Annotated in this window: 13 protein-coding genes; 3 read left to right on the top strand and 10 right to left on the bottom strand. The window is 45.2% G+C overall.

Annotation, left to right across the window (positions count from 1 at the left end):
• The first annotated feature begins 79 nt into the window (after positions 1-79).
• The 3 genes from QZ323_RS00535 to secDF all read left to right on the top strand — a co-directional run bounded on the left by QZ323_RS00535 (position 80) and on the right by secDF (position 6,702).
• The gene (locus tag QZ323_RS00535; RefSeq protein ID WP_294632006.1) at positions 80-1,174 is read left to right on the top strand and encodes an endonuclease/exonuclease/phosphatase family protein; all 1,095 of its coding nucleotides are present in this window, start codon (positions 80-82) and stop codon (positions 1,172-1,174) included.
• Positions 1,175-1,292: 118 nt separating this feature from the next.
• Complete coding sequence (locus QZ323_RS00530; RefSeq protein WP_294631921.1) at positions 1,293-3,377, top strand: M3 family metallopeptidase; 2,085 nt, start codon at positions 1,293-1,295, stop codon at positions 3,375-3,377.
• 316 nt (positions 3,378-3,693) lie between these two features.
• Positions 3,694-6,702, top strand: coding sequence for a protein translocase subunit SecDF (gene secDF / locus QZ323_RS00525; protein ID WP_294631919.1), 3,009 nt, complete (start codon positions 3,694-3,696; stop codon positions 6,700-6,702).
• 434 nt (positions 6,703-7,136) lie between these two features.
• Here secDF and QZ323_RS00520 read toward each other — a convergent pair whose 3' ends face one another.
• The 10 genes from QZ323_RS00520 to QZ323_RS00475 all read right to left on the bottom strand — a co-directional run bounded on the left by QZ323_RS00520 (position 7,137) and on the right by QZ323_RS00475 (position 19,614).
• Positions 7,137-7,754: a DUF6549 family protein gene (locus QZ323_RS00520; RefSeq protein WP_065539750.1), complete on the bottom strand. Its 618-nt coding sequence runs from the start codon at positions 7,752-7,754 to the stop codon at positions 7,137-7,139.
• On the bottom strand, positions 7,744-8,340 hold the full coding sequence (locus tag QZ323_RS00515) for an N-acetylmuramoyl-L-alanine amidase (protein ID WP_005650556.1): 597 nt from the start codon (positions 8,338-8,340) through the stop codon (positions 7,744-7,746). Before QZ323_RS00515 ends, QZ323_RS00520 begins: the two co-directional genes overlap by 11 nt.
• The gene (locus QZ323_RS00510) at positions 8,337-8,936 is read right to left on the bottom strand and encodes a hypothetical protein (protein WP_009038912.1); all 600 of its coding nucleotides are present in this window, start codon (positions 8,934-8,936) and stop codon (positions 8,337-8,339) included. Before QZ323_RS00510 ends, QZ323_RS00515 begins: the two co-directional genes overlap by 4 nt.
• Positions 8,933-9,313 (bottom strand): hypothetical protein, encoded by a 381-nt coding sequence (locus tag QZ323_RS00505; RefSeq protein ID WP_005650559.1) that lies wholly within the window; start codon positions 9,311-9,313, stop codon positions 8,933-8,935. Before QZ323_RS00505 ends, QZ323_RS00510 begins: the two co-directional genes overlap by 4 nt.
• On the bottom strand, positions 9,310-9,738 hold the full coding sequence (locus QZ323_RS00500; protein ID WP_005650561.1) for a hypothetical protein: 429 nt from the start codon (positions 9,736-9,738) through the stop codon (positions 9,310-9,312). Before QZ323_RS00500 ends, QZ323_RS00505 begins: the two co-directional genes overlap by 4 nt.
• Complete coding sequence (locus QZ323_RS00495) at positions 9,701-10,888, bottom strand: reverse transcriptase/maturase family protein (protein ID WP_008642534.1); 1,188 nt, start codon at positions 10,886-10,888, stop codon at positions 9,701-9,703. The genes QZ323_RS00500 and QZ323_RS00495 overlap by 38 nt, the downstream gene beginning before the upstream one ends.
• A gap of 332 nt (positions 10,889-11,220) precedes the next feature.
• Positions 11,221-12,582 (bottom strand): hypothetical protein, encoded by a 1,362-nt coding sequence (locus QZ323_RS00490; RefSeq protein WP_294631912.1) that lies wholly within the window; start codon positions 12,580-12,582, stop codon positions 11,221-11,223.
• Positions 12,583-12,584: 2 nt separating this feature from the next.
• Positions 12,585-12,881 carry a hypothetical protein gene (locus QZ323_RS00485; RefSeq protein WP_024986348.1) on the bottom strand — a complete coding sequence of 99 codons (297 nt, stop codon included), beginning with the start codon at positions 12,879-12,881 and terminating at the stop codon, positions 12,585-12,587.
• Positions 12,882-13,054: 173 nt separating this feature from the next.
• On the bottom strand, positions 13,055-18,448 hold the full coding sequence (locus QZ323_RS00480; protein ID WP_257469843.1) for a LamG domain-containing protein: 5,394 nt from the start codon (positions 18,446-18,448) through the stop codon (positions 13,055-13,057).
• Positions 18,430-19,614, bottom strand: a complete 1,185-nt coding sequence (locus QZ323_RS00475) for a hypothetical protein (protein WP_008642527.1) — start codon at positions 19,612-19,614, stop codon at positions 18,430-18,432. The genes QZ323_RS00480 and QZ323_RS00475 overlap by 19 nt, the downstream gene beginning before the upstream one ends.
• Position 19,615: the final 1 nt, after the last annotated feature.

The raw sequence follows: 19,615 nt of genomic DNA, 5'->3' as shown, positions 1-19,615 counted from the left end.
CGGAGAAACGATGGAGTGGAGAAGCGATAAGAGGCAGAGAAACATAGATGCGAGCAAACAATAATAGAAGGAAATGAAGATAAAGCATATTGGTAAAGTCGTCACGTACCTGATTTTGGCGGTCAACACTTTCTTTATAGGTCTGTTGTTGCTCACCGCCTACAGCCCGCATATCAAGCCGGTAGCCCATCCGGTTGAGTCCTGTTTCGGACTGACTTTCCCCATTTTCCTGGTGATAGACATCTGTTTCCTTCTCTTCTGGCTTATCATCCAGAAATATAAGTTTGCACTCCTTCCGCTGACAGCCCTACTCTTCTGCCATTCGCAGATCCACACGTACTTCCCCATCAACTTCCATACGCGGAACGTACCGGAAGGAAGTTTCAAAGTGTTGTCGTACAACATTATGGGATTCAACGGAGCCGTCAAGAAAGAGGGAGAGAATCCTATTCTGAACTACCTGAAAGAGAGCGGAGCCGACATCCTGTGTCTGCAAGAGTATCAGACGATAGAATCGCCGCGCTATCTCAGGCAGAAAGATGTGGAAAATGCATTGAAAGATTATCCCTATCACCGTATCCATACCGTAGGTAAAGGAAAAAATCATAGCAACCGAATTGCCTGCTATTCGAAGTTCCCCATCCTCACGGCGCATGAACTGGATTATGCCAGTGAATACAATGGTTCGATAGCCTACGAATTGAAAATCGGTGAAGACACTTTGCTGTTAATCAACAACCATCTGGAGTCCAACAAACTAACCAAAGAGGACAAAGTGGTGTACGAAGAAATGTTCAAAGATCCCGAAACGGAAAGAGTGAAAAGCGGTGCACGCCTACTTATCCGCAAACTGGCAGAAGCTTCCGCCCTCCGTTCGCCGCAAGCCGACAGCATCGCACGGGAGATAGCCTCTTCACCGCATCCCTACATCATCGTATGCGGCGACTTCAACGACACTCCGATCTCCTATGCCCACCGTGTCATCAGCCGAAACCTGAACGATGCCTTCACCCAATCAGGGTGCGGACTCGGTATCTCCTACAACCAAAACAAGTTCTACTTCCGGATAGACAATATCTTAGCAAGCAAAAATCTGAAATCTTATAATTGCACCGTAGACCGTTCGATAAAAGAATCCGACCATTATCCTATCTGGTGTTATTTTACAAAGTAAATGAAAAATGGAAAAGGGGAAATGGGGATTCGTAAATTATAAACCATGAATCATAAACCGTGAATTATAAATCATAAACCGTAAATCGCAGATTATAAATTATAAATCAAATCTAATCATGTTCAAAAAATCCATTCTAATTTTAGCAGCAAGTTGTATGATGTACTCCTGTACCACGCAAACGGAGAGTAATCCGTTCTTAACCGATTTCCAGAACGAACATGGTGTACCGCCTTTCGACAAGATCAAACTGGAACACTACGAACCTGCCTTCATGAAAGGTATCGAAGAGCAGAACACGAACATCGATGCCATAGTAAACAACCCGGAAGCTCCGACATTCGAGAACGTAATCGTTGCCTTCGACAACAGTTCGCCGATACTCGACCGCGTCGGTGCCATCTTCTATAATATGACGGATGCGGAAAAAACGGACGGACTGAACGATCTATCCATCAAACTCGCCCCCACCTTGTCCGAGCATAGCGACAACATCTCACTGAACCAGGAACTCTTCAAGAAAGTAAGCGCCGTATACCAGCAGAAAGATTCCTTGCAACTGACCATCGAACAACAACGTCTGTTGGAGAAGACCTACAAAGGATTTGTCCGTTCCGGCGCCAACCTTCCTGCCGAGAAACAAGCACGCCTGCGCGAAGTCAACAAGCAACTCTCCACATTAGGTCTGAAATTCAGCGACAACGTGCTGAACGAGAACAACGCCTTCAAACTGTATATAGATAAGGAAGAAGACCTTGCCGGATTGCCCGAATGGTTCCGCCAGAGCGCAGCCGAGAAAGCAAGCGCAGACGGGCAACCGGGCAAATGGCTGTTCACACTGGGTAATGCCAGCCGTATCCCCTTCCTGCAATATTCGGCAAACCGCCCTTTGCGCGAACAGATGTACAAAGCCTACATCAACCGCGGTAACAACAACGACAAGAACGACAACAAAAAAATCATAACCGACATCGTCAGCCTGCGCCTTGAGAAAGCCAAACTGTTAGGTTTCGATTGCTACTCCAACTTCGTACTGGACAATACGATGGCAAAAAACTCAGCCACGGTCATAGAGTTCCTGAATAACCTCTGGAGCTATGCCCTGCCGAAGGCCAAAGCCGAAGCTGCAGAATTGCAGAAAATCATGGATAAAGAAAGCAAAGGCGAGAAACTGGAAGCATGGGACTGGTGGTATTACACCGAGAAACTCCGCAAAGAGAAATACAACCTCGAAGAAGACGAAATCAAACCTTACTTCAAGCTGGAGAATGTGCGCGAAGGTGCTTTCAGTGTCGCTAACAAGCTCTACGGCATCACGCTGACTAAGCTAGACGGTATCCCTGTGTACCATCCCGACGTCGAAGTCTTTGAGGTGAAAGATGCAGACGGCTCGCATCTGGGCGTGTTCTACGTAGACTATTTCCCCCGTCCGGGCAAAAGCGGAGGCGCATGGATGAGCAACTACCGCGAACAGCAAGGTGACATCCGTCCGCTGGTATGCAACGTATGCAGTTTCACCCAGCCCGTAGGCGATATGCCTTCCCTGCTGACCATCGATGAAGTGGAGACTTTGTTCCATGAGTTCGGTCATGCCCTGCACGGACTGCTGACCCGCTGTGCCTACAAAGGCACTTCCGGTACCAACGTAGCACGCGACTTCGTAGAACTGCCTTCTCAAATCAACGAACACTGGGCTACCGAACCCGAAGTGTTGAAGATGTATGCCAAACATTACCAGACCGGCGAAACCATCCCCGACAGCCTGATCGAAAAGATCCTGAACCAGAGGACCTTCAACCAAGGCTTCATGACTACCGAACTGCTGGCCGCTGCCATTCTGGATATGAACCTGCACAACCTGACCGACACCAAAGGACTGGACGTGCTGGAATACGAAAAAGACGCCATGACCAGTTTGGGACTTATCCCGGAAATCGCTCCGCGTTACCGCACCACCTATTTCAATCACATCATCGGTGGTTATGCCGCAGGTTACTACAGTTACTCGTGGGCGAACGTACTGGACAATGACGCCTTCGAAGCCTTCAAAGAAAATGGTATCTTCGACAAGCAGACAGCCACACTCTTCCGTAGCAATGTCCTCGAAAAAGGCGACAGCGAAGATCCGATGATGCTTTACAAGAAATTCCGCGGTACAGAACCACAACTGGAACCGATGTTGAAAAACCGCGGAATGAAATAAAAAGCGATGCCGTATAGAGGCAGTAATTTCGTTGCCAAGTGCAAATATTTAGAGAGGCTATAGAGCCTGTTTGAATTTTATTCAGCATTTTTTCAGAGTTCCTGTTTTCTTGCTTTTATAAGGAGTATAGTGAGCTATGTGACAAATAAAAACAAGAAAACAGTCCGAAAAGAGACTCAAAAGAAGCTGAACAAAAAACTTTTTGAAGAAAATTTAAACAGGCTCTTACTTCCAAATGTGAAAAAAAAACTATATTTGCAGCCTTATATACAACAGAAATTAATTAAAAAAGTAATCATAATAAATTAAACGTAACATGCAAAACAAAGGATTCGTAAGGATTTTTGCAGTATTGCTCACACTGGTATGTGTGTTCTACCTTTCCTTCTCTTTTGTTACTCGCCACTACAACAATAAGGCTAAAGAGTATGCAAATGGAGATGTGAAGTTGGAGCAAGACTACCTGGACTCTCTGGCTAACGAGAAAGTGTGGTTCGGCAACTGGACACTGAAACAGTGTCGCGAGATGGAAATCAGTTTAGGTTTGGACTTGAAGGGCGGTATGAACGTCATTCTCGAAGTTTCCGTACCCGATGTAATCAAGGTATTGGCCGACAACAAAACCGATGAAGCATTCAACCAAGCATTGTCAAATGCCGCTAAACAGGCTATCACAAGCCAGGATGACGTCATCACTTTGTTTGTGAGAGAGTTTCACAGAATAGCTCCGGATGCCCGTCTTTCCGAACTGTTCGCCACGCAACAATTGAAAGACAAAGTCAACCAAAAATCTACCGATGCAGAAGTTGAGAAAGTGCTGCGTTCAGAAGTTAAAGCAGCTGTAGACAACTCATATAATGTACTCCGTACTCGTATCGACCGCTTCGGTGTGGTTCAGCCCAACATCCAAAGTTTGGAAGACAAAATGGGCCGTATCATGGTGGAACTTCCGGGTATCAAAGAGCCTGAACGTGTAAGAAAGTTACTACAAGGTTCTGCCAATCTGGAGTTTTGGGAAACATACAATGCGAAGGACGTTGCTCCCTATCTGCAAGCAGCCGACAACAAATTGCGCAGCATTTTGACCGCTCAGACTCAGAACGACGACGCTGTAGAAGCAAACGACGCAACTGCAACTCCCGCAGTAGCGGAAACGACCATCAGCAAGACCGACAGCCTTGCCGCCGCATTGAAAGGCGAAAACAAAACTCCTGCTTTCGACATGGAACAGCTCAAGAAAGAGCATCCGTTGCTGGCTATCCTGCAAGTCAACGGAAGCGGACAAGGTCCTGTCGTAGCTTATGCCAACTATAAGGATACGGCAGACATTAACCGCTATCTCTCCATGAAAGAGATTCAGGCAGAACTGCCGAGAGACCTTCAACTGAAATGGGGTGTTTCTCCTTTTGAATATGATCCGAAGAAACAGACTTTCGAACTTTACGCTATCCGCTCTACCGAACGTAACGGCAAAGCTCCACTGGAAGGCGATGTCATGGTGGATGCCAAGGACGACTATGACCAATACGGCAAACCGTGCGTAAACATGACCATGAACTCTGACGGTGCACGCCGTTGGGCTCAACTCACCAAGCAGAACATCGGAAAGAGCGTTGCCATCGTATTGGACGGCTATGTATATTCTGCTCCAAACGTACAGACTGAAATTACGGGTGGAAACTCTGTTATCACCGGTCACTTCACATTGGATCAGACCAAGGACTTGGCAAACGTATTGAAATCCGGTAAGATGCCTGCTCCTGCACGTATCGTTCAGGAAGACATCGTCGGTCCGTCACTGGGACAGGCTTCCATCAACGCTGGTGTATTCTCATTCATCGTAGCATTAATCCTGTTGATGATCTATATGTGCTCCATGTACGGATTCGTTCCGGGTATGGTAGCCAACTGTGCACTGGTTCTGAACCTGTTCTTCACGCTGGGTATCCTCTCTTCTTTCCAGGCAGCCTTGACCATGTCCGGTATCGCCGGTATGGTATTGTCACTGGGTATGGCTGTGGATGCCAACGTATTGATCTACGAACGTACCAAAGAGGAGTTGCGTTCCGGCAAGGGTGTGAAGAAAGCCCTCGCAGACGGTTACTCCAATGCGTTCTCTGCGATCTTCGACTCTAACTTGACGTCTATCATCACCGGTATCATCCTGTTCAACTTCGGTACAGGTCCTATCCGCGGTTTCGCCACGACATTGATTATCGGTATCCTGATTTCATTCTTTACCGCCGTATTCATGACACGCTTGTTCTACGAGCACTTCATGAGTAAAGACAAGTTGCTGAACCTGACGTTCTCTTCTAAGATTTCCAAGAACCTGATGGCGAACGTACATTTCGACTTCATGGGCGGAAACAAGAAGTGGTTGACCACTGCCGGCGTTATCCTTGTCTTCTGCATTGGTTCGCTCGTTGTACGTGGCCTGAGCCAAAGCATCGACTTCACTGGCGGTCGCAACTTCAAGGTACAGTTTGAAAACCCGATAGAGCCAGAAGAGGTACGTGCATTGATTTCCAGCAAGTTCGGTGATGCCAACGTAAGTGTAATCGCCATCGGTACAGACAAGAAAACCGTACGTATCAGCACGAACTACCGCATCGAAGAAGACGGCAACAACGTAGACTCTGAAATCGAAGCCTACCTGTATGAAACTCTGAAACCGATGTTGACGCAAAACATCACGCTGGAGACATTCATCGACCGCGAGAACCACACAGGCGGCAGTATCGTAAGTTCACAAAAAGTAGGTCCGAGCATTGCCGACGACATCAAGACTTCCGCAATATGGTCTGTATTCCTTGCCCTGATTGCCATCGGTCTGTATATCCTGATCCGTTTCCGCAACATTGCTTATAGTGTAGGTTCCATCGCAGCGCTGACCAGCGATACATTAATGATCCTTGGTGCTTACTCGTTGTGCTGGGGCTGGATGCCGTTCTCTCTGGAAATTGACCAGACGTTTATCGGTGCTATCCTGACAGCTATCGGTTATTCTATCAATGACAAGGTGGTTATCTTCGACCGTGTACGTGAGTTCTTCCACCTGTATCCGAAGCGAGACAGGAAGCAGTTGTTCAACGATTCTCTGAACACGACTTTGGCTCGTACCATCAATACTTCACTGAGTACGTTGATTGTGTTGCTGTGTATCTTCATCCTTGGTGGTGATTCCATCCGCAGCTTCGCATTCGCTATGATTCTTGGTGTTGTCTTCGGTACGTTGTCTTCTCCGTTCATCGCATCTCCTATTGCTTACATGATGTTGAAGAACAAGAAGATTACTGAACCGGTTGCAGAGAAAACGAAATAATATATTTATTAAGGAGTTATCGGAAGATAAAAGGGTTATCACTCCCGATAACTCCTTAACAACAATCTCCTAAGAACCAAAAAGGGGAAGCCGATTAATCGTCGGCTTCCCCTTTTTGGTTCTCACATCTTTCTGAGTAGTCCCGAGGGGAATCGAACCCCTATCTAAAGTTTAGGAAACTTCTAATCCAACTTTGAGTATCAGTCACTTGCGAGACTATTTCAATTTTTCGTAGAACTATAGTAGAACTTTTGCATTTTTGTTGAATACCCCTGCCTCTCCAAAAGAAGAATACAGGGGTACAATGCAACACCGATTTTCAGAATCGGTACTGCAAAGATATGACTTTTATTTCAAAGGACAAAGAAAAACCGGGCGCACTTCACAGCGAACCCGGCTCAGAACAAAAGTTCTACTCTATTACTAACACCTAATCATTTCTTTTTCCGTTTCTTCAATTCTATATATTCCGAATACACTATTTTGGTATGGGGATTGCTACTTACAACTTCTTGCCTAATAGCCTTTGTTCCCCATCGGAAAAACAACCATTGCTTAGGCACTCTATGCACTACTTGAAATAGGGTATCTACAGATTGTATGCGTAAATCCAGTTTCTTATCGGGCATGATTAAGCCATCAACATTTATCCACGGGTCTTTCCATCGTATTGCTTGGACTTTAAGATAGGATGTATCACGGTATATAATGCTATCCTTAACTATGGTTTGTACCTCCACCTCCGTTTTTGTTGCATTCGTGGAAGCCGCTTGTAACCTCTTTACTTTCAAGTCAAGTTCCTTAACGGTATTCGTCAAGTCGGCACAATGCTTTTCCACCTCAGACTTGGATAAAGTCAATGCCTGTACAGAAGCAGCGGATTTTCCGGATTCTGTTTGGTAAAATTTAATTTTCTCCAACAAGGCGGTTTGGTTGCCATCCAATCTTTCCTTTTCTGATTTCAACTTGGAACAATAAGCCCATAGCCCAAAGGTAACCGCCATCAAAAGCCCACAGAGGGCGATTAATATCAAAAACGCTTTATTTCTCATATTCCTTGATGTATTGGATTATACCCTCTACGTGGGTGTTCACAATGTTTTGTTTCCCCTCCATAGATGTAAGGTAAGCAATATCTTCCTTGTTATCCATGAAGAAATTTTCCGTCAATACAGCCGGGCATTTCGTCTTGGAAAGGATGTAAAAATTTTCCTCCCAATCCGGGTCGCCATCCGAATAGTCACGCCTAATCTTTTGCCCGGTAATAAAGCAAGCGGCAGCATCATACATTCGGTTTGCCAGTTCGTCAGCTTTCGTTTTGCCCTTAGTGGTATAGGCAGACCATCCACGGGCATTCATCCATTCGCCATTCCCGGCAGCATTGCAGTGGATGGAAACAAGCAACACGTTATTAGCTCCATATCGGGCGCAAATCTCGTTCACACGCCTTGCACGTTCAGCCAAAGGCACGTCCAAGTTCTCCTTAACAATGCGTTCCGCTACATAGCCACGTTTAGCCAGTTCACGCACGACTTCATCCGCAATTTCTCTTGTATAGGCATACTCCCTGAAAGTTCCATCCGGGCTGCGTTTACCCGGTGTATTTTCTCCATGCCCATTGTCTATAAGTATCTTCATTCTTGATTCAATTTATGGTAAAAATCTATTTTAATTCTGTCATATACCATTTGTACATTGGTATAAGCTCTGCCATTGTTCACCGTTTCCGCATAAACCTCTGACAACACACATTGCTCTACCCATTCAATCCATTCGGGCGAAGTGTAGCTTGACAATCGTTTCCCTCGATACGAATGTGCATCAAATCGGCTGTTTCTGTCCTCGTGCATATTCATAATCAAGGTGTGTACTTTCGCTTTCGTGGCTTCACGGTCTGCGATGTGGTTTTCTTCACGCACTTTCTTTATTATACGGCAAACCCTCTCAACGGCAAGGTCAAAGTAAATGCTTGATATGTTTTTTATCCGCAACTGCGTTTCGGGTCTTAACCCCTCTGCAATGTCAGTGAGCATATCATTTTGGGTTTTGGTTTCCGTCAGAAGTTCGGCTACCATAGACTGATTGCTTTTAATCATGTCGTTAATGATAGACTTGAACCACTTGAAACAAGCTACCATAAGTGCAGCCGCCAAACAGAGAAACACAGCGCACACTATCACCATAAAGCCAAAATCGCTTATGCCTTGTGCTACTTTCAAACTTTCTTCCATCATCGGTTTTTCTTATACTTGTTTCGCTTGTAATACTCAAAGTTATCCCTATCCTCCTGCGTGATTGGAGTATTCGGTGGAAAGAACTTAAACCCGTACATCGTTCCATAGCGTACCACTTTGATTACGGCACGAAATGGATATTTGCGCTTCGGGTCTAAAACAACATCTTTCAACTTCTTACTATCAGTATAGAAAGCGGATGCACCGATACCCTCGCCATAGGCGATTAGTGTTCTCGTTCCGTTCTCTGTCTGTCTTTCCTTACATCCCGTAAACACCGTGACCTCATTAATCACGGCATCTACTGAGGTGTATTCACAATCGAAAATATCTTCATTCAAGGATTCTGTTTCCTCAAAGTCCATTACCTCGTTCATAAGTCCATCGGTATATTATAGGTTTCACAATCGGCATCCACCATTTCACGGATAGCCAAACGGTCTTTCAAAAAGTTCTCATAGGGGGATTTCGCACTTTCGGCAAGCAATCCCAGCATGGCAGACTGATATTCGTTTACCAGCTTACTTTCTGTCTTAGCCGGGTATCTTGCAGTAAGCAACGTGCTGAAAATATTATCAGCCGTTTTTGGATATTCCACCCTCACGCTGTCATATTGGAACATCGTGCCTGTGGCACGTTCCGCATCAGTCGTAATCTCAATGCCACCCTCTTTGTCTGCAATAACCTTAACCTCTTTGATGTTATGGTTATAAAGGAACGTTCCCTGCCCGTTATTAAGAGAATCTATCACCTCCGGCTTAGTCTTAGCCAGCAGCCCTGTAGTCAAAACATTTGCTTCCATCGTTCAAACAATTATTAAAAATGAATTTACTGTGTTCCTCCGAGCATCTGATTATCCAGCCATATTCAGATGGGAAGAAGTGTTTAATATCCGTTTCATCTTTGATTTCGTATTTATTGATGGTGCGGTGGAATTTCTTATAAAACCTTTTCAGAATACCGCTTCTTAGCAATATGCCGTAATGGTTTTGTTTGAATCCCACATAATCAATGCTACGAGCATCAACCGGGAATATCTGCCAGTTGCTTTTAATCTCTACTTTCAATTCGCCACCCAAGTAAAGCCCCATCATGTCGAGTACGAAATGCAGTGCCTCTTTGTCAGCGCATAGTATCACCATATCATCCATATAGCGATAGTAGTAGATTTTCACCCCAAAACGCTTCATCACTATCTTAGCCAGTTCTTCTTTAACCCAATGGTCGAAATATGCTAAATAGAGATTAGCCAAATATTGACTTGTGAAATTGCCTATTGGCAGCCCCTTGTCTTTACCGTTACTATCTATTATCTTATCCAACAGCCTTAACAGTTGTTCATCCGCTATAGTGTAGCGGATTATCCTTTTCAATGCTGCGTGGTCTATGTTATCATAGAACTTCTTGATGTCAATCTTCAAACAGAACCTTGTACCTTTTCTGTCTATGATTAAAGCCGTATGCACATCCTCCATACATTTATGAATACCACGCCCTTTGATACAAGCGTATGTATTCGCAATGAAGAAGTTAGTCCAGTAACGCCCCAACACATTGATAATGCAATGGTGTACTATCCTGTCCGGGAAGAACGGGGCAATCATAATCACCCTTTCTTTCGGCTCATATATAACCTTAATCCGATATTCACCGGGGGTATAAGTTTCATTGCGCAAGTCCCAGTACAAGCTATCCAAATTCTCCAAAATGTTCTCATTGAACTTGGATATTTCGGTACGCTCTCCTTTGCCTTGCTGTGCCTTATATTGCGCCCGTATGAGGTTGGAGCATTCATATATCAGGTGATAAACATTCTTAATTTTCTTAGCTTGGGAAATGAATATCTTTCCTGTATCACCGACATATAAACCGCAATCCTCAAAATCCGAGTATTGATTAAAGCAGGTATCAGCCGTATAACATAACCCGTATTCAGTCTTTACTACACCCATTTGTGCCGTTGTTCTAAAACAGAGCTTTCAATTACTTACTTGCACCGTCCTAATCCATATTATTTTACCAACTATCAGACGTGCCGATAGTCCCTGTGAGGTAAGGGCGTGGCAGCAACAGTTATAAGTTGAAACCACGGTAAAAGCGGAACCCAATGTTCGCATTCGCATTCGAGGAACGATTATTCGCATTCAGATAACCGAAACCCGCATTCGCACCATTATTCGCATTAGCAGACAAAAGGGCACCAGCCGCCACAACCCTGTTATGTTTTTATTTTTTTCAATCCAACGCCATTTTCGTTGCTCCGTTCACCGAGTTTTGCAGTCCGTCAAAAACGGCACAAGCGGAACCCAACGTACGCATACGCATACGAGGAACGATTACCCGCACGCAGAGAACCGAAACCCGCAAACGCACCATAACCCGCATTAGCAGACAAAAGGGCACCATACCAGCCTACAGCAGACCACGTACTACCACCTGTGGGAGTCCAATAGTAATCGCAATACCCTTTATTACTTGAACCTCCTACTTTTTCGGCAAAGGAATAACCTTTAGTGGAATGAGCCATAGAAAGCACATAGCCCTCAGTTCGTGGAAGCTCCGTAATGGCTTCATATCCGATAGGTACGGTAGTAGCACTATCTGAATGAGAGGTGAATTTTGTCGGGTCTTCGCATACATAGGCAATAGACACATCCGCTTTATGCCAAATTAGTACATCATCAGCAAGCATCCACAAGTATTCATAAGGAGTTTCCAAGCCACGGTAAGAGGTTACTTGTACCACCTTATCGCCACCAGTCCATCCCTTGATGGTGTAGGACACCTTACCCGTGTTGTTTCCCAGCGTTGCAGTAACACCGCAAGGCACAAAGGGTCTGTAACCTCCCCATGTATTCCACTCCGTACCATTAACAACCGGACCACTCCCTAAGCCTCCTTGATGGAATCCGTCAGCAGTCAGCGTTTCGGTGTAAGCATCTTGGCAGTGCAATGAGGCATATTCCACACGTTGCAACCAAGCAATTTCATTGTACACCCTGTACGCCCCGTGGTGTGTTCCGTTCTTGCAAAGAGGACGAACACCAGCCTTTGAAATGGAAGTACGAGGCATACCCAACATGGAGTTGTAAGTACCATCCTTAGCGGCATCACCAGCACCCGAACCACCTCTGAATTGTGCGGCATTCGCTTTGAGTATAACAAATCCGTCTGAATCCCTTGCAATTTCATCGCCATTCCAAGTGAGCCAACATCCCGAAACGGCTACAGAGTTGGTAATATCCACCGTTGCATACCACGGGCTTACCGTCTTTCGTTCCATCTTGATAAAGCCGGGCAACGGATATTCGGAATAGGCACGAATCCATTTCGTCCCCTCTATCTCCAACTTGAAGTAATATTCCGGCTTTTCAAGCATTACATTACCGTCCGTGCTGTCAATCACAGCCGTTGCACCCGAATCCTTTTTACGGCTGTCATTTTGGTTAAGGTAATACTTAACCGAGCCGTCAGGGTTTTCCACAAAGCGTTTCAGCTTCGCTTGAATGGGTAATGTACGGTGCAAATCCAAATTACCCACACGCTTTAGTTTGTAGTCCTGTGAGTTGAAATCACCTTGCACCCCATACCATTGGTCGTAAGGATATTGCGGTTTCGTGTTTCCGCTTCCCAATAATAATCCCATAGCTATAAGTTATTTAATGTTTCACCAGCACCCCAATACACATCATATACCGAAAGGTCGATACCGTTTGGGGATATTACGGTTATCGCTCCGGGCGTCCAATCCCCGATAGGTACGGGGAACATACTAAATTCCTTATCACAAATGAGCTTGCATTTAAGCAGCGTACTTGTTTCCATCGTAACCTCTTTAGGTCGTACAAAGATGGTAAACGGAACACCACCCAAAGCAAAACCATTGGAAAGGTCTGTAACCTTGCCTTTGGAAAGAATCCGCAGGCTATACATTGTTGTTTCCATAATTCACTAAGTAAATCAAGTTTATCTAACTGCAAATATAATCATAAATGTGTTCGCTAAACACATTTTCAGACAAAACTAAACACATGAGGGCTATTTACATCCACCCTTGCCTTTTTTACTTGTTTTCTTACCGCCTTTCTTTGCCATTATAAACACCTCCTTTCAATATATCAATATTTATAATCCCAATCCGGGGCAAACACTACAAAATTGAAATTGCCGTCATTCCTTGAACTATCATCGGAAGTCATTACCTCAAAATAGGTAGAATATTGTACATACACATTCGCCTTTAACGGGTTAGAGCCTCCGCTTATAGTACCATTTCCGCAAACCATTACCATGTAGCCGCTTGGCAGTGTACCATTCGCAAACGAAAGTCTGTAACGCCCGGTATCTTGTCTTGATGCGGTAAATACCTCTCTTAGGTTTCTGCCATCGAAAAACTTGCCGCTTACACTTGCGCCACTACTACCATAGAACGTACCCATCGCCATAATACGGGCAAAACGCCCAGTAGCTCCATTTGTTATAAAATCATCTCTTGAAAAACGGCTTGTTATCGTCCACTCTCCAAGAATTTTACTTGGCGTACTTCCCTTACGCTCAAAACAAGTCATTTCGACAATTTCTTGCGGTCTTATTAAAGCATATAAAGATGAACTTGACGAAGTAACATTATCAGTTATTGAAAACGTATTCATCTCAACAAGATAATTGGCTTTACCAAAAGCCCCACTATTATAAAGCCGACATACTTTACCTATATCCTCTTTTTCATAGCCCATAGTAATATTGCGTTCGCTTGTCGTTTCCGGAAGATAGAATAGGTTTACATCGGAGAAATTGCCGCTAAATCCTGTTGATAGTTGCAATGTGCCTTTTAGACGTACTTCGCCTTTATTCCCGTCCATATATACATTTCCATTCTGACTTTCCAAACGTCCGTTACGGAATACCCACCCGGCTATATTGGCGTTTTCAGCCAACAATAGGTTGGTTGCCACACTCTCGAATTGCGCCCCAAAAGTATTCCATTTGCTTGTGTTGGTCGGCACGACACCCGAGAACGTTCCTGCATCAATACGGGCAACATAAAACACATTATTGTACTTTACCACATCTAACCTGTATTTGTTGCCGTAATAAGTTTTGCTACTACTGTACAATCCTTGATATACAGCAGCCGGGCTATCTCCTTTTTCGCCCTTATCACCCGGTTCGCCTTTATCACCTTTCGACCCCGTGACACATATTGCAGCCGTGGTGTCGCTCGTTCCATTCGTATAAGTGATAACCGAGCGTGTCCATATATACCATTTATCTTTCCAAGTTGGGCGTGTTGTACCCCATGAGCCACCAAGCAATGAGGTTGCCGAACTGGATAGGTAGTATTGCTCCACAATGGACGATACCCCAACACCAGTAGTACCCTTGCCGCCTGTAATACAAACCGCCTTAGTGTATGTGGTCGTATTATCGGAATAAGACACTTTCGTTCTACTCCATATATACCGCCCGTCAATCCATGTAGGAGCGGTTGTCTGCCACCCCGTAGTAGGCGCAACGGTATTAGACGTGCTTTGCGCATACTCCACATCTGCCAACGTTACACTCGTACCCGGTTCGCCTTTATCACCATTATAGGAGTTTATACGTACAGGGGTACTCCATTTCTGTACCATCGTGTCTGCCTTGCCATTCATCACGGAAGCAATATCATTCACAGGCAAAGCTCCCATCAGCAAACGCACATCATCGAAATATACGGCAGAGCCGAATACATCATCATCGTAAATAGCAAAGCCTACAGCCATGATATTAACACTGCCACTATGTAATTGCTCCCCGTTTTTGAATACCGTAACGGTGCGGTCATTGAAGCGGAATGCAAGGTGAAACCACGTGTTAGGCGTGATTGCAATACTCTTTTCCACATAGTGCCTACCGTTATACCCGTTCAACATCCACTTTATTTGCCTTTGTTCTGACTTCATCCAAAAACAGAGTGTAAAACTTTCCCCAAAGGGTAAATCATAAGGAATACGGCTCTCCATTCCACCACTCAGATTGAGGGCATATCTCGTTCCGTCCTTTACCACCGTTCCACTACCCAATACGCCATTGTAGCCATTACCCGAAACATCAGAAAAATTGTTTTCCTCAATGGGCAAATAGAACTTGGTACGGTCTGCAAGCCCGGACTTCTTAGCCATGATGCACCACAAGTATTCAAACTCATCAAGTGTTGGCATTTCCGTAGTCCATCCGGCAGGATTGGAAGAATTAATATCCAAAGTGGGGGGCGTTGAAGTCGAGCCATTTTTAGCGTAACGGTATTCGTAGTATTCGCCAGCTCCGGCATCCGTTCCACCCGTACCCGATTCTCCTTTAATTAAAGCCCACGTGTAATCCATCGGGTTGTCGCTGTCTTTCTGCACATAGTCGGTGTATTGCCCTATGTAATCGCCCGGCTCTTCACCATTGTTTGCAGTGAACGACATTCCCCCGTTGTCCGAATACTTGATATGGAAGTATGGAGTACGCCCATCTTCACCGGGTAAACCGGGCGTTCCGTCTTGTCCTTTCGTGTCGCTCCACTTGTAGGCACTTGGTTTGTCGCTATCGGTGGGTATCATATCCACATACAAACCCAACCATCTTCCGGGTGTTTCACCGTTTCCGGCTGTGAACGTTTTGCCGCCATCATCGGAATACTTCTTATGAAGATAGCTACTCTTTCCATCTTCCCCCTTAATAGCTCCAACATCTTTCCAGTTCGTGCCATCCCAAATATAGAGGTTGCCCCCGATTAGATAAGCATCGCCCTCTGAATTTCCAACGGTAGGCAGTTGTGAAACATTGTCCTTAGAACCTTTGATATTGATTGAAGTACCATCAGCACCACGCACACGAAAAGGAATACCCCACGCACCCTCCGTATCGGTCTTGGCGTTCTTTATACTCATCCAAACCACGTTTTCGGACGAAGTTCTGTGCCAACCTCCCGTAGAGCCATCCCCCGTAGGGGTGGCAGGCTTGGTTTCACTGTCATTATAGGTATAGAATACGGATAAACCGCTTTCTCCCTTATCCCCAGTAGAACCTTTCGCCACAACCGACCAATATACGGAATTGGTAGGCAGGTTGCCCATGCTTGGCGTGGGGTTGGTGTATCGGTAAGTACACGTTTCACCATTCACCGTATAAGTCACCTCATCCCCGGCATAGTACACGTACTTCGGATTATATGTGCCACGGAACACCCCGATATGTGAGGTGTCCCCACTATCAGAAAGCAAACGGACGTTGTGCAATGTTAATTGGCGTTTTGCCGTTACGTTCCAATCAATAGAACTTGAAGAATCACCGATACGGAACTTGTTGCCGTCCAAATCCAAATAGCACTCCTTATCGCTTGTTATAATCTTACCCGTAGTGATAGTGTTTCCGTTGATACGGGTAAATCCGTAGGTAGTGGTAAAGTCCCTGAAATCATCATCCGAATGCACCGACCCCAATATACCCACTTGGAAATAATAGTTGTTCGGGTCTTCGGTTGGTTCAACCTTTAGTTGTTCCTGTGTCACATACCAAATGCCATCCGTGCTTTTCTTGGAGCACTTGGCAAACACATAGTACCCCTTTGGGCTTGATAGAGTGAATGAGCCAGCCGCCATGTTCCAATGCTTGATTATCTCATCATCAATAGTCAAGTGAGCCAATACCCCGGCAGAAGCATCAAAACGATTGGATATTCCGTTTACGTTGGCTTGCAGTATCACATCTATCAAAACAAATTGTTGGCTCTTAGACCCCACCGTAAGCATATTGGTGTCAATGGAATTGGGCTTGATGTTTTCGGGGTCAAAATAACCGTCCGTATCATACACCATTGTACGCAGTTCCTCTGTTGTACGCCATCCCCTCCGTGCCTTAGTCAAGTCCCGAAGCCGATTGTTTTCTATGATTGTTTCGTGCCGTCCCACATCCACAACCGTTTGAGTGATTGGGGAAATGGCTGTAATGTCCGAAAGGGTCAGTGTATAGTCATGCTCCACAAGCAGGTTCTTTGTCACCTTTTGGATGCGGATATTCTTCTCAATACCGAAACGCTCATCTTTCACGGGTACATAGTTACCCACATGAAAGACGGTTGTTTCGCTATCGCTTGGCAAAGCGTTCAGAAAGTAGGAGCGTTCAAAGGTAAGCTGATATTGCGCCCGTGCCTGTGTGCGTGGCTTGAACTCGTTATATCCGGCATACCATAAATCTTCCTCTGCATCATCTTCATAAGATTTAGGCAGGTGAATATCCGTAATCTTATACGTGTCACCCTCCGTTATTCGGTAAGCCTCGCTTTCAGTGGTAGGAATAGTTAGCCCCCTGTTGTCCGTAAATGGAATGAGCGTAAACCTTTTTGTTGCATGGTCGTATCCTCCCTTTTGCGCCAATTCAAATTGTTGTCCGGCTAATTTACCCGAAATGAAAGTAATCTTTGCCGATACCTCGTTAATCAGATACTTTGTACCTTTATCGTCTTTCTCGTTCAGGTCAAAGTCCATTGTATCATCAATGAAGCTGTTTATATCATCAGCCACCAAAGCAGTAACCGTACCCGTCCGTTTCGGGAAAATATTATCATACGTCACAGCATCCTCATCACTACCCAGTGCATCCCTCAAATCGCCATCCTCCAAATAACGCTTGTTATCATCGGATATGCCTATATATTCGCTCTGAGGCGGTACTATTGTACCGTCCCATAGTCTGTGTTCCTTTTTGTTCAAACGCACTGGAAACGGAAGCTGTAGGCGTTCTGAATAGTCCCTGTAATCACTCCGAATGTTGGTCGTGCCACCCTCCACCCAAAGTCTTGTGATAATGGTCTTATCATCTACCTTTTGCTCTTTGAGCTTGTACAAGCCGTTGCCTTTGCCCCACTCAAAGAAAGCGTTGCCACCCGGGGGCACAACTTTTGCACCGAACTTTCCTATGTGGATGGTACGCACCCCGTCCTTTTGGGTAATGAGAAACTCCAAATCAAATTCACGGTCACTGCAAAGCATTTGCAAAACCTGTAGGCAATTGTTACGGGCAAAGGAAATGGTACGGGGTTCTGTGTCCGGGCAATTAGCTTCATCGAAAGCCCATAAGCCCGGATAGTCACGGCTCACGTTGTAGATAAGCACCTTTACAAAGTCCCGGATATTATAAGTGAGGTCAAACGTGCTTTTGCTGGATTTCCCGTTTGCATCGGTGTTTCGGTACAGGCTTTTCATCAGCTCGTACATCACTCCGTAGAAAGTGGCATCATGCACATAATGGTTGTCCGAAAGCATTTCACGGTTCACCTTAGTACGGATGGTGTATTCTTCACCCTCCACTATGATTTTATCTCCCTTGCCTAAATTAAGCAACTCAGAGGAAACAATGGAAAGCTGTACGTTATCATCCCCCATTAAGGAACTGTTTTGAGCGGCTGATTTCAGCGTACAAAACGGCTCTTTGGAAAACAAGCGTACCTTTTCACCGTTGCGCCTGATTATTTCAAGAGTTCCCATATCACAATAGCATTGGTTTCAAATTTTTCAATGTCTTCAATCACGCCCGAAACGATTATCTCGTATTCACCGGGTGTAACGTAAGTGTGTTCTATCGTTTGTTCGCTGCCGGACACATCGTAAGTGTGCGTGCCGTCACCCCAATAGATATTAAGCAGCTTGGACGAAGTGACGGTAATCGTAGCCTTGCCGTTTGCAGTTCCACCTATATATCTAAGCACTTTTTTCACAGGTTCATCTTCCACCAGCTTTAAACGGAATGTACCCACCATCAAATCGTTGCTATATTGTCCCCAGCTCTTTTCCGGGTCTGCCTCATCCAGCAATTCCACTTCATATACCAAAGGCTTTGCCTTTCCGTCATAGTCCACACGCAAACGGTGGTTCCCCTCCGCATCGAATTGGGAAAAGAAAAGGTTTACCCATTCCACATAGGCGGCACGTCCCGAAGCCTCAATAAAGCAATCCAGCGTAATGTTGCGTTCCTTGTAGCGTGGTCGCTTCTTATCCCTTACAATACCGTGGTAATTGTCCCAGTTCACTTGCAAGGCTTCTTTGCGCTCCAACCGTCCAACCAATCCGGCACTTTTGGAAACGAATACCCCAAACTCCTTGAAGTTCTTTCCGTCTATGAAATATTCCACATCCGTATCTTTCTGCAACTCGAATATTTCACGGGGTTCTTTCGCCACGTCAAACAGTTTCACTTCGTCCAGCAAGGCTTTCGTCCCAAAAAGTGATTGGTCGTTGATGGAAAGCCCCGTTGGTGTCTTTGGTAATATTTCACTGAATATCCGGGTCGTGTTCTCATAGACGGTAAACATATTGCCGGACTTAACGAAAGCAAAGAAAATCCAGCCATCGGGCATTACATCAAGCCATTGCTCTTTATAATTGTCTATACCGGGCATATTCAGCACCCAGCCTAACTTTTGAGAAACAGGCAGCACCCAAAAACAAAGTGTAAAATTACCGCTAAAGGGTATGGAACGAGCTGTTTCGCATTCGCCCGTACCATTCAAAGCAAGTGATTTACCCACTTTAGATTTCTTAGAAAAATCCGCACCATCCGATAAGGTGGCATCGTTGCGGTACTGTGAAAAGTCGTAAGCTATACTACCGTCCGGGTCATCGAAAGGCAGGTGTAAAATCATGTTCTTATCCATA

It is taken from the genome of uncultured Bacteroides sp., assembly GCF_910585845.1.
Taxonomy (GTDB): domain Bacteria; phylum Bacteroidota; class Bacteroidia; order Bacteroidales; family Bacteroidaceae; genus Bacteroides.
The sequence above is the reverse complement of the archived record's forward strand: the minus strand, read 5'-3'. Positions and strand labels throughout refer to the sequence as shown.

What these genes read in the sequence shown, in the direction of transcription:
- QZ323_RS00505 (WP_005650559.1), bottom strand. Translation starts at nt 9,313, where the DNA reads ATGAACGAGGTAATGGACTTTGAGGAAACAGAATCCTTGAATGAAGAT.
- QZ323_RS00530 (WP_294631921.1), top strand. Translation starts at nt 1,293, where the DNA reads ATGTTCAAAAAATCCATTCTAATTTTAGCAGCAAGTTGTATGATGTAC.
- QZ323_RS00495 (WP_008642534.1), bottom strand. Translation starts at nt 10,888, where the DNA reads ATGGGTGTAGTAAAGACTGAATACGGGTTATGTTATACGGCTGATACC.
- QZ323_RS00480 (WP_257469843.1), bottom strand. Translation starts at nt 18,448, where the DNA reads ATGGGAACTCTTGAAATAATCAGGCGCAACGGTGAAAAGGTACGCTTG.
- QZ323_RS00485 (WP_024986348.1), bottom strand. Translation starts at nt 12,881, where the DNA reads ATGGAAACAACAATGTATAGCCTGCGGATTCTTTCCAAAGGCAAGGTT.
- QZ323_RS00500 (WP_005650561.1), bottom strand. Translation starts at nt 9,738, where the DNA reads ATGGAAGCAAATGTTTTGACTACAGGGCTGCTGGCTAAGACTAAGCCG.
- QZ323_RS00515 (WP_005650556.1), bottom strand. Translation starts at nt 8,340, where the DNA reads ATGAAGATACTTATAGACAATGGGCATGGAGAAAATACACCGGGTAAA.
- QZ323_RS00475 (WP_008642527.1), bottom strand. Translation starts at nt 19,614, where the DNA reads ATGGATAAGAACATGATTTTACACCTGCCTTTCGATGACCCGGACGGT.
- QZ323_RS00520 (WP_065539750.1), bottom strand. Translation starts at nt 7,754, where the DNA reads ATGAGAAATAAAGCGTTTTTGATATTAATCGCCCTCTGTGGGCTTTTG.
- QZ323_RS00490 (WP_294631912.1), bottom strand. Translation starts at nt 12,582, where the DNA reads ATGGGATTATTATTGGGAAGCGGAAACACGAAACCGCAATATCCTTAC.
- secDF (WP_294631919.1), top strand. Translation starts at nt 3,694, where the DNA reads ATGCAAAACAAAGGATTCGTAAGGATTTTTGCAGTATTGCTCACACTG.
- QZ323_RS00510 (WP_009038912.1), bottom strand. Translation starts at nt 8,936, where the DNA reads ATGATGGAAGAAAGTTTGAAAGTAGCACAAGGCATAAGCGATTTTGGC.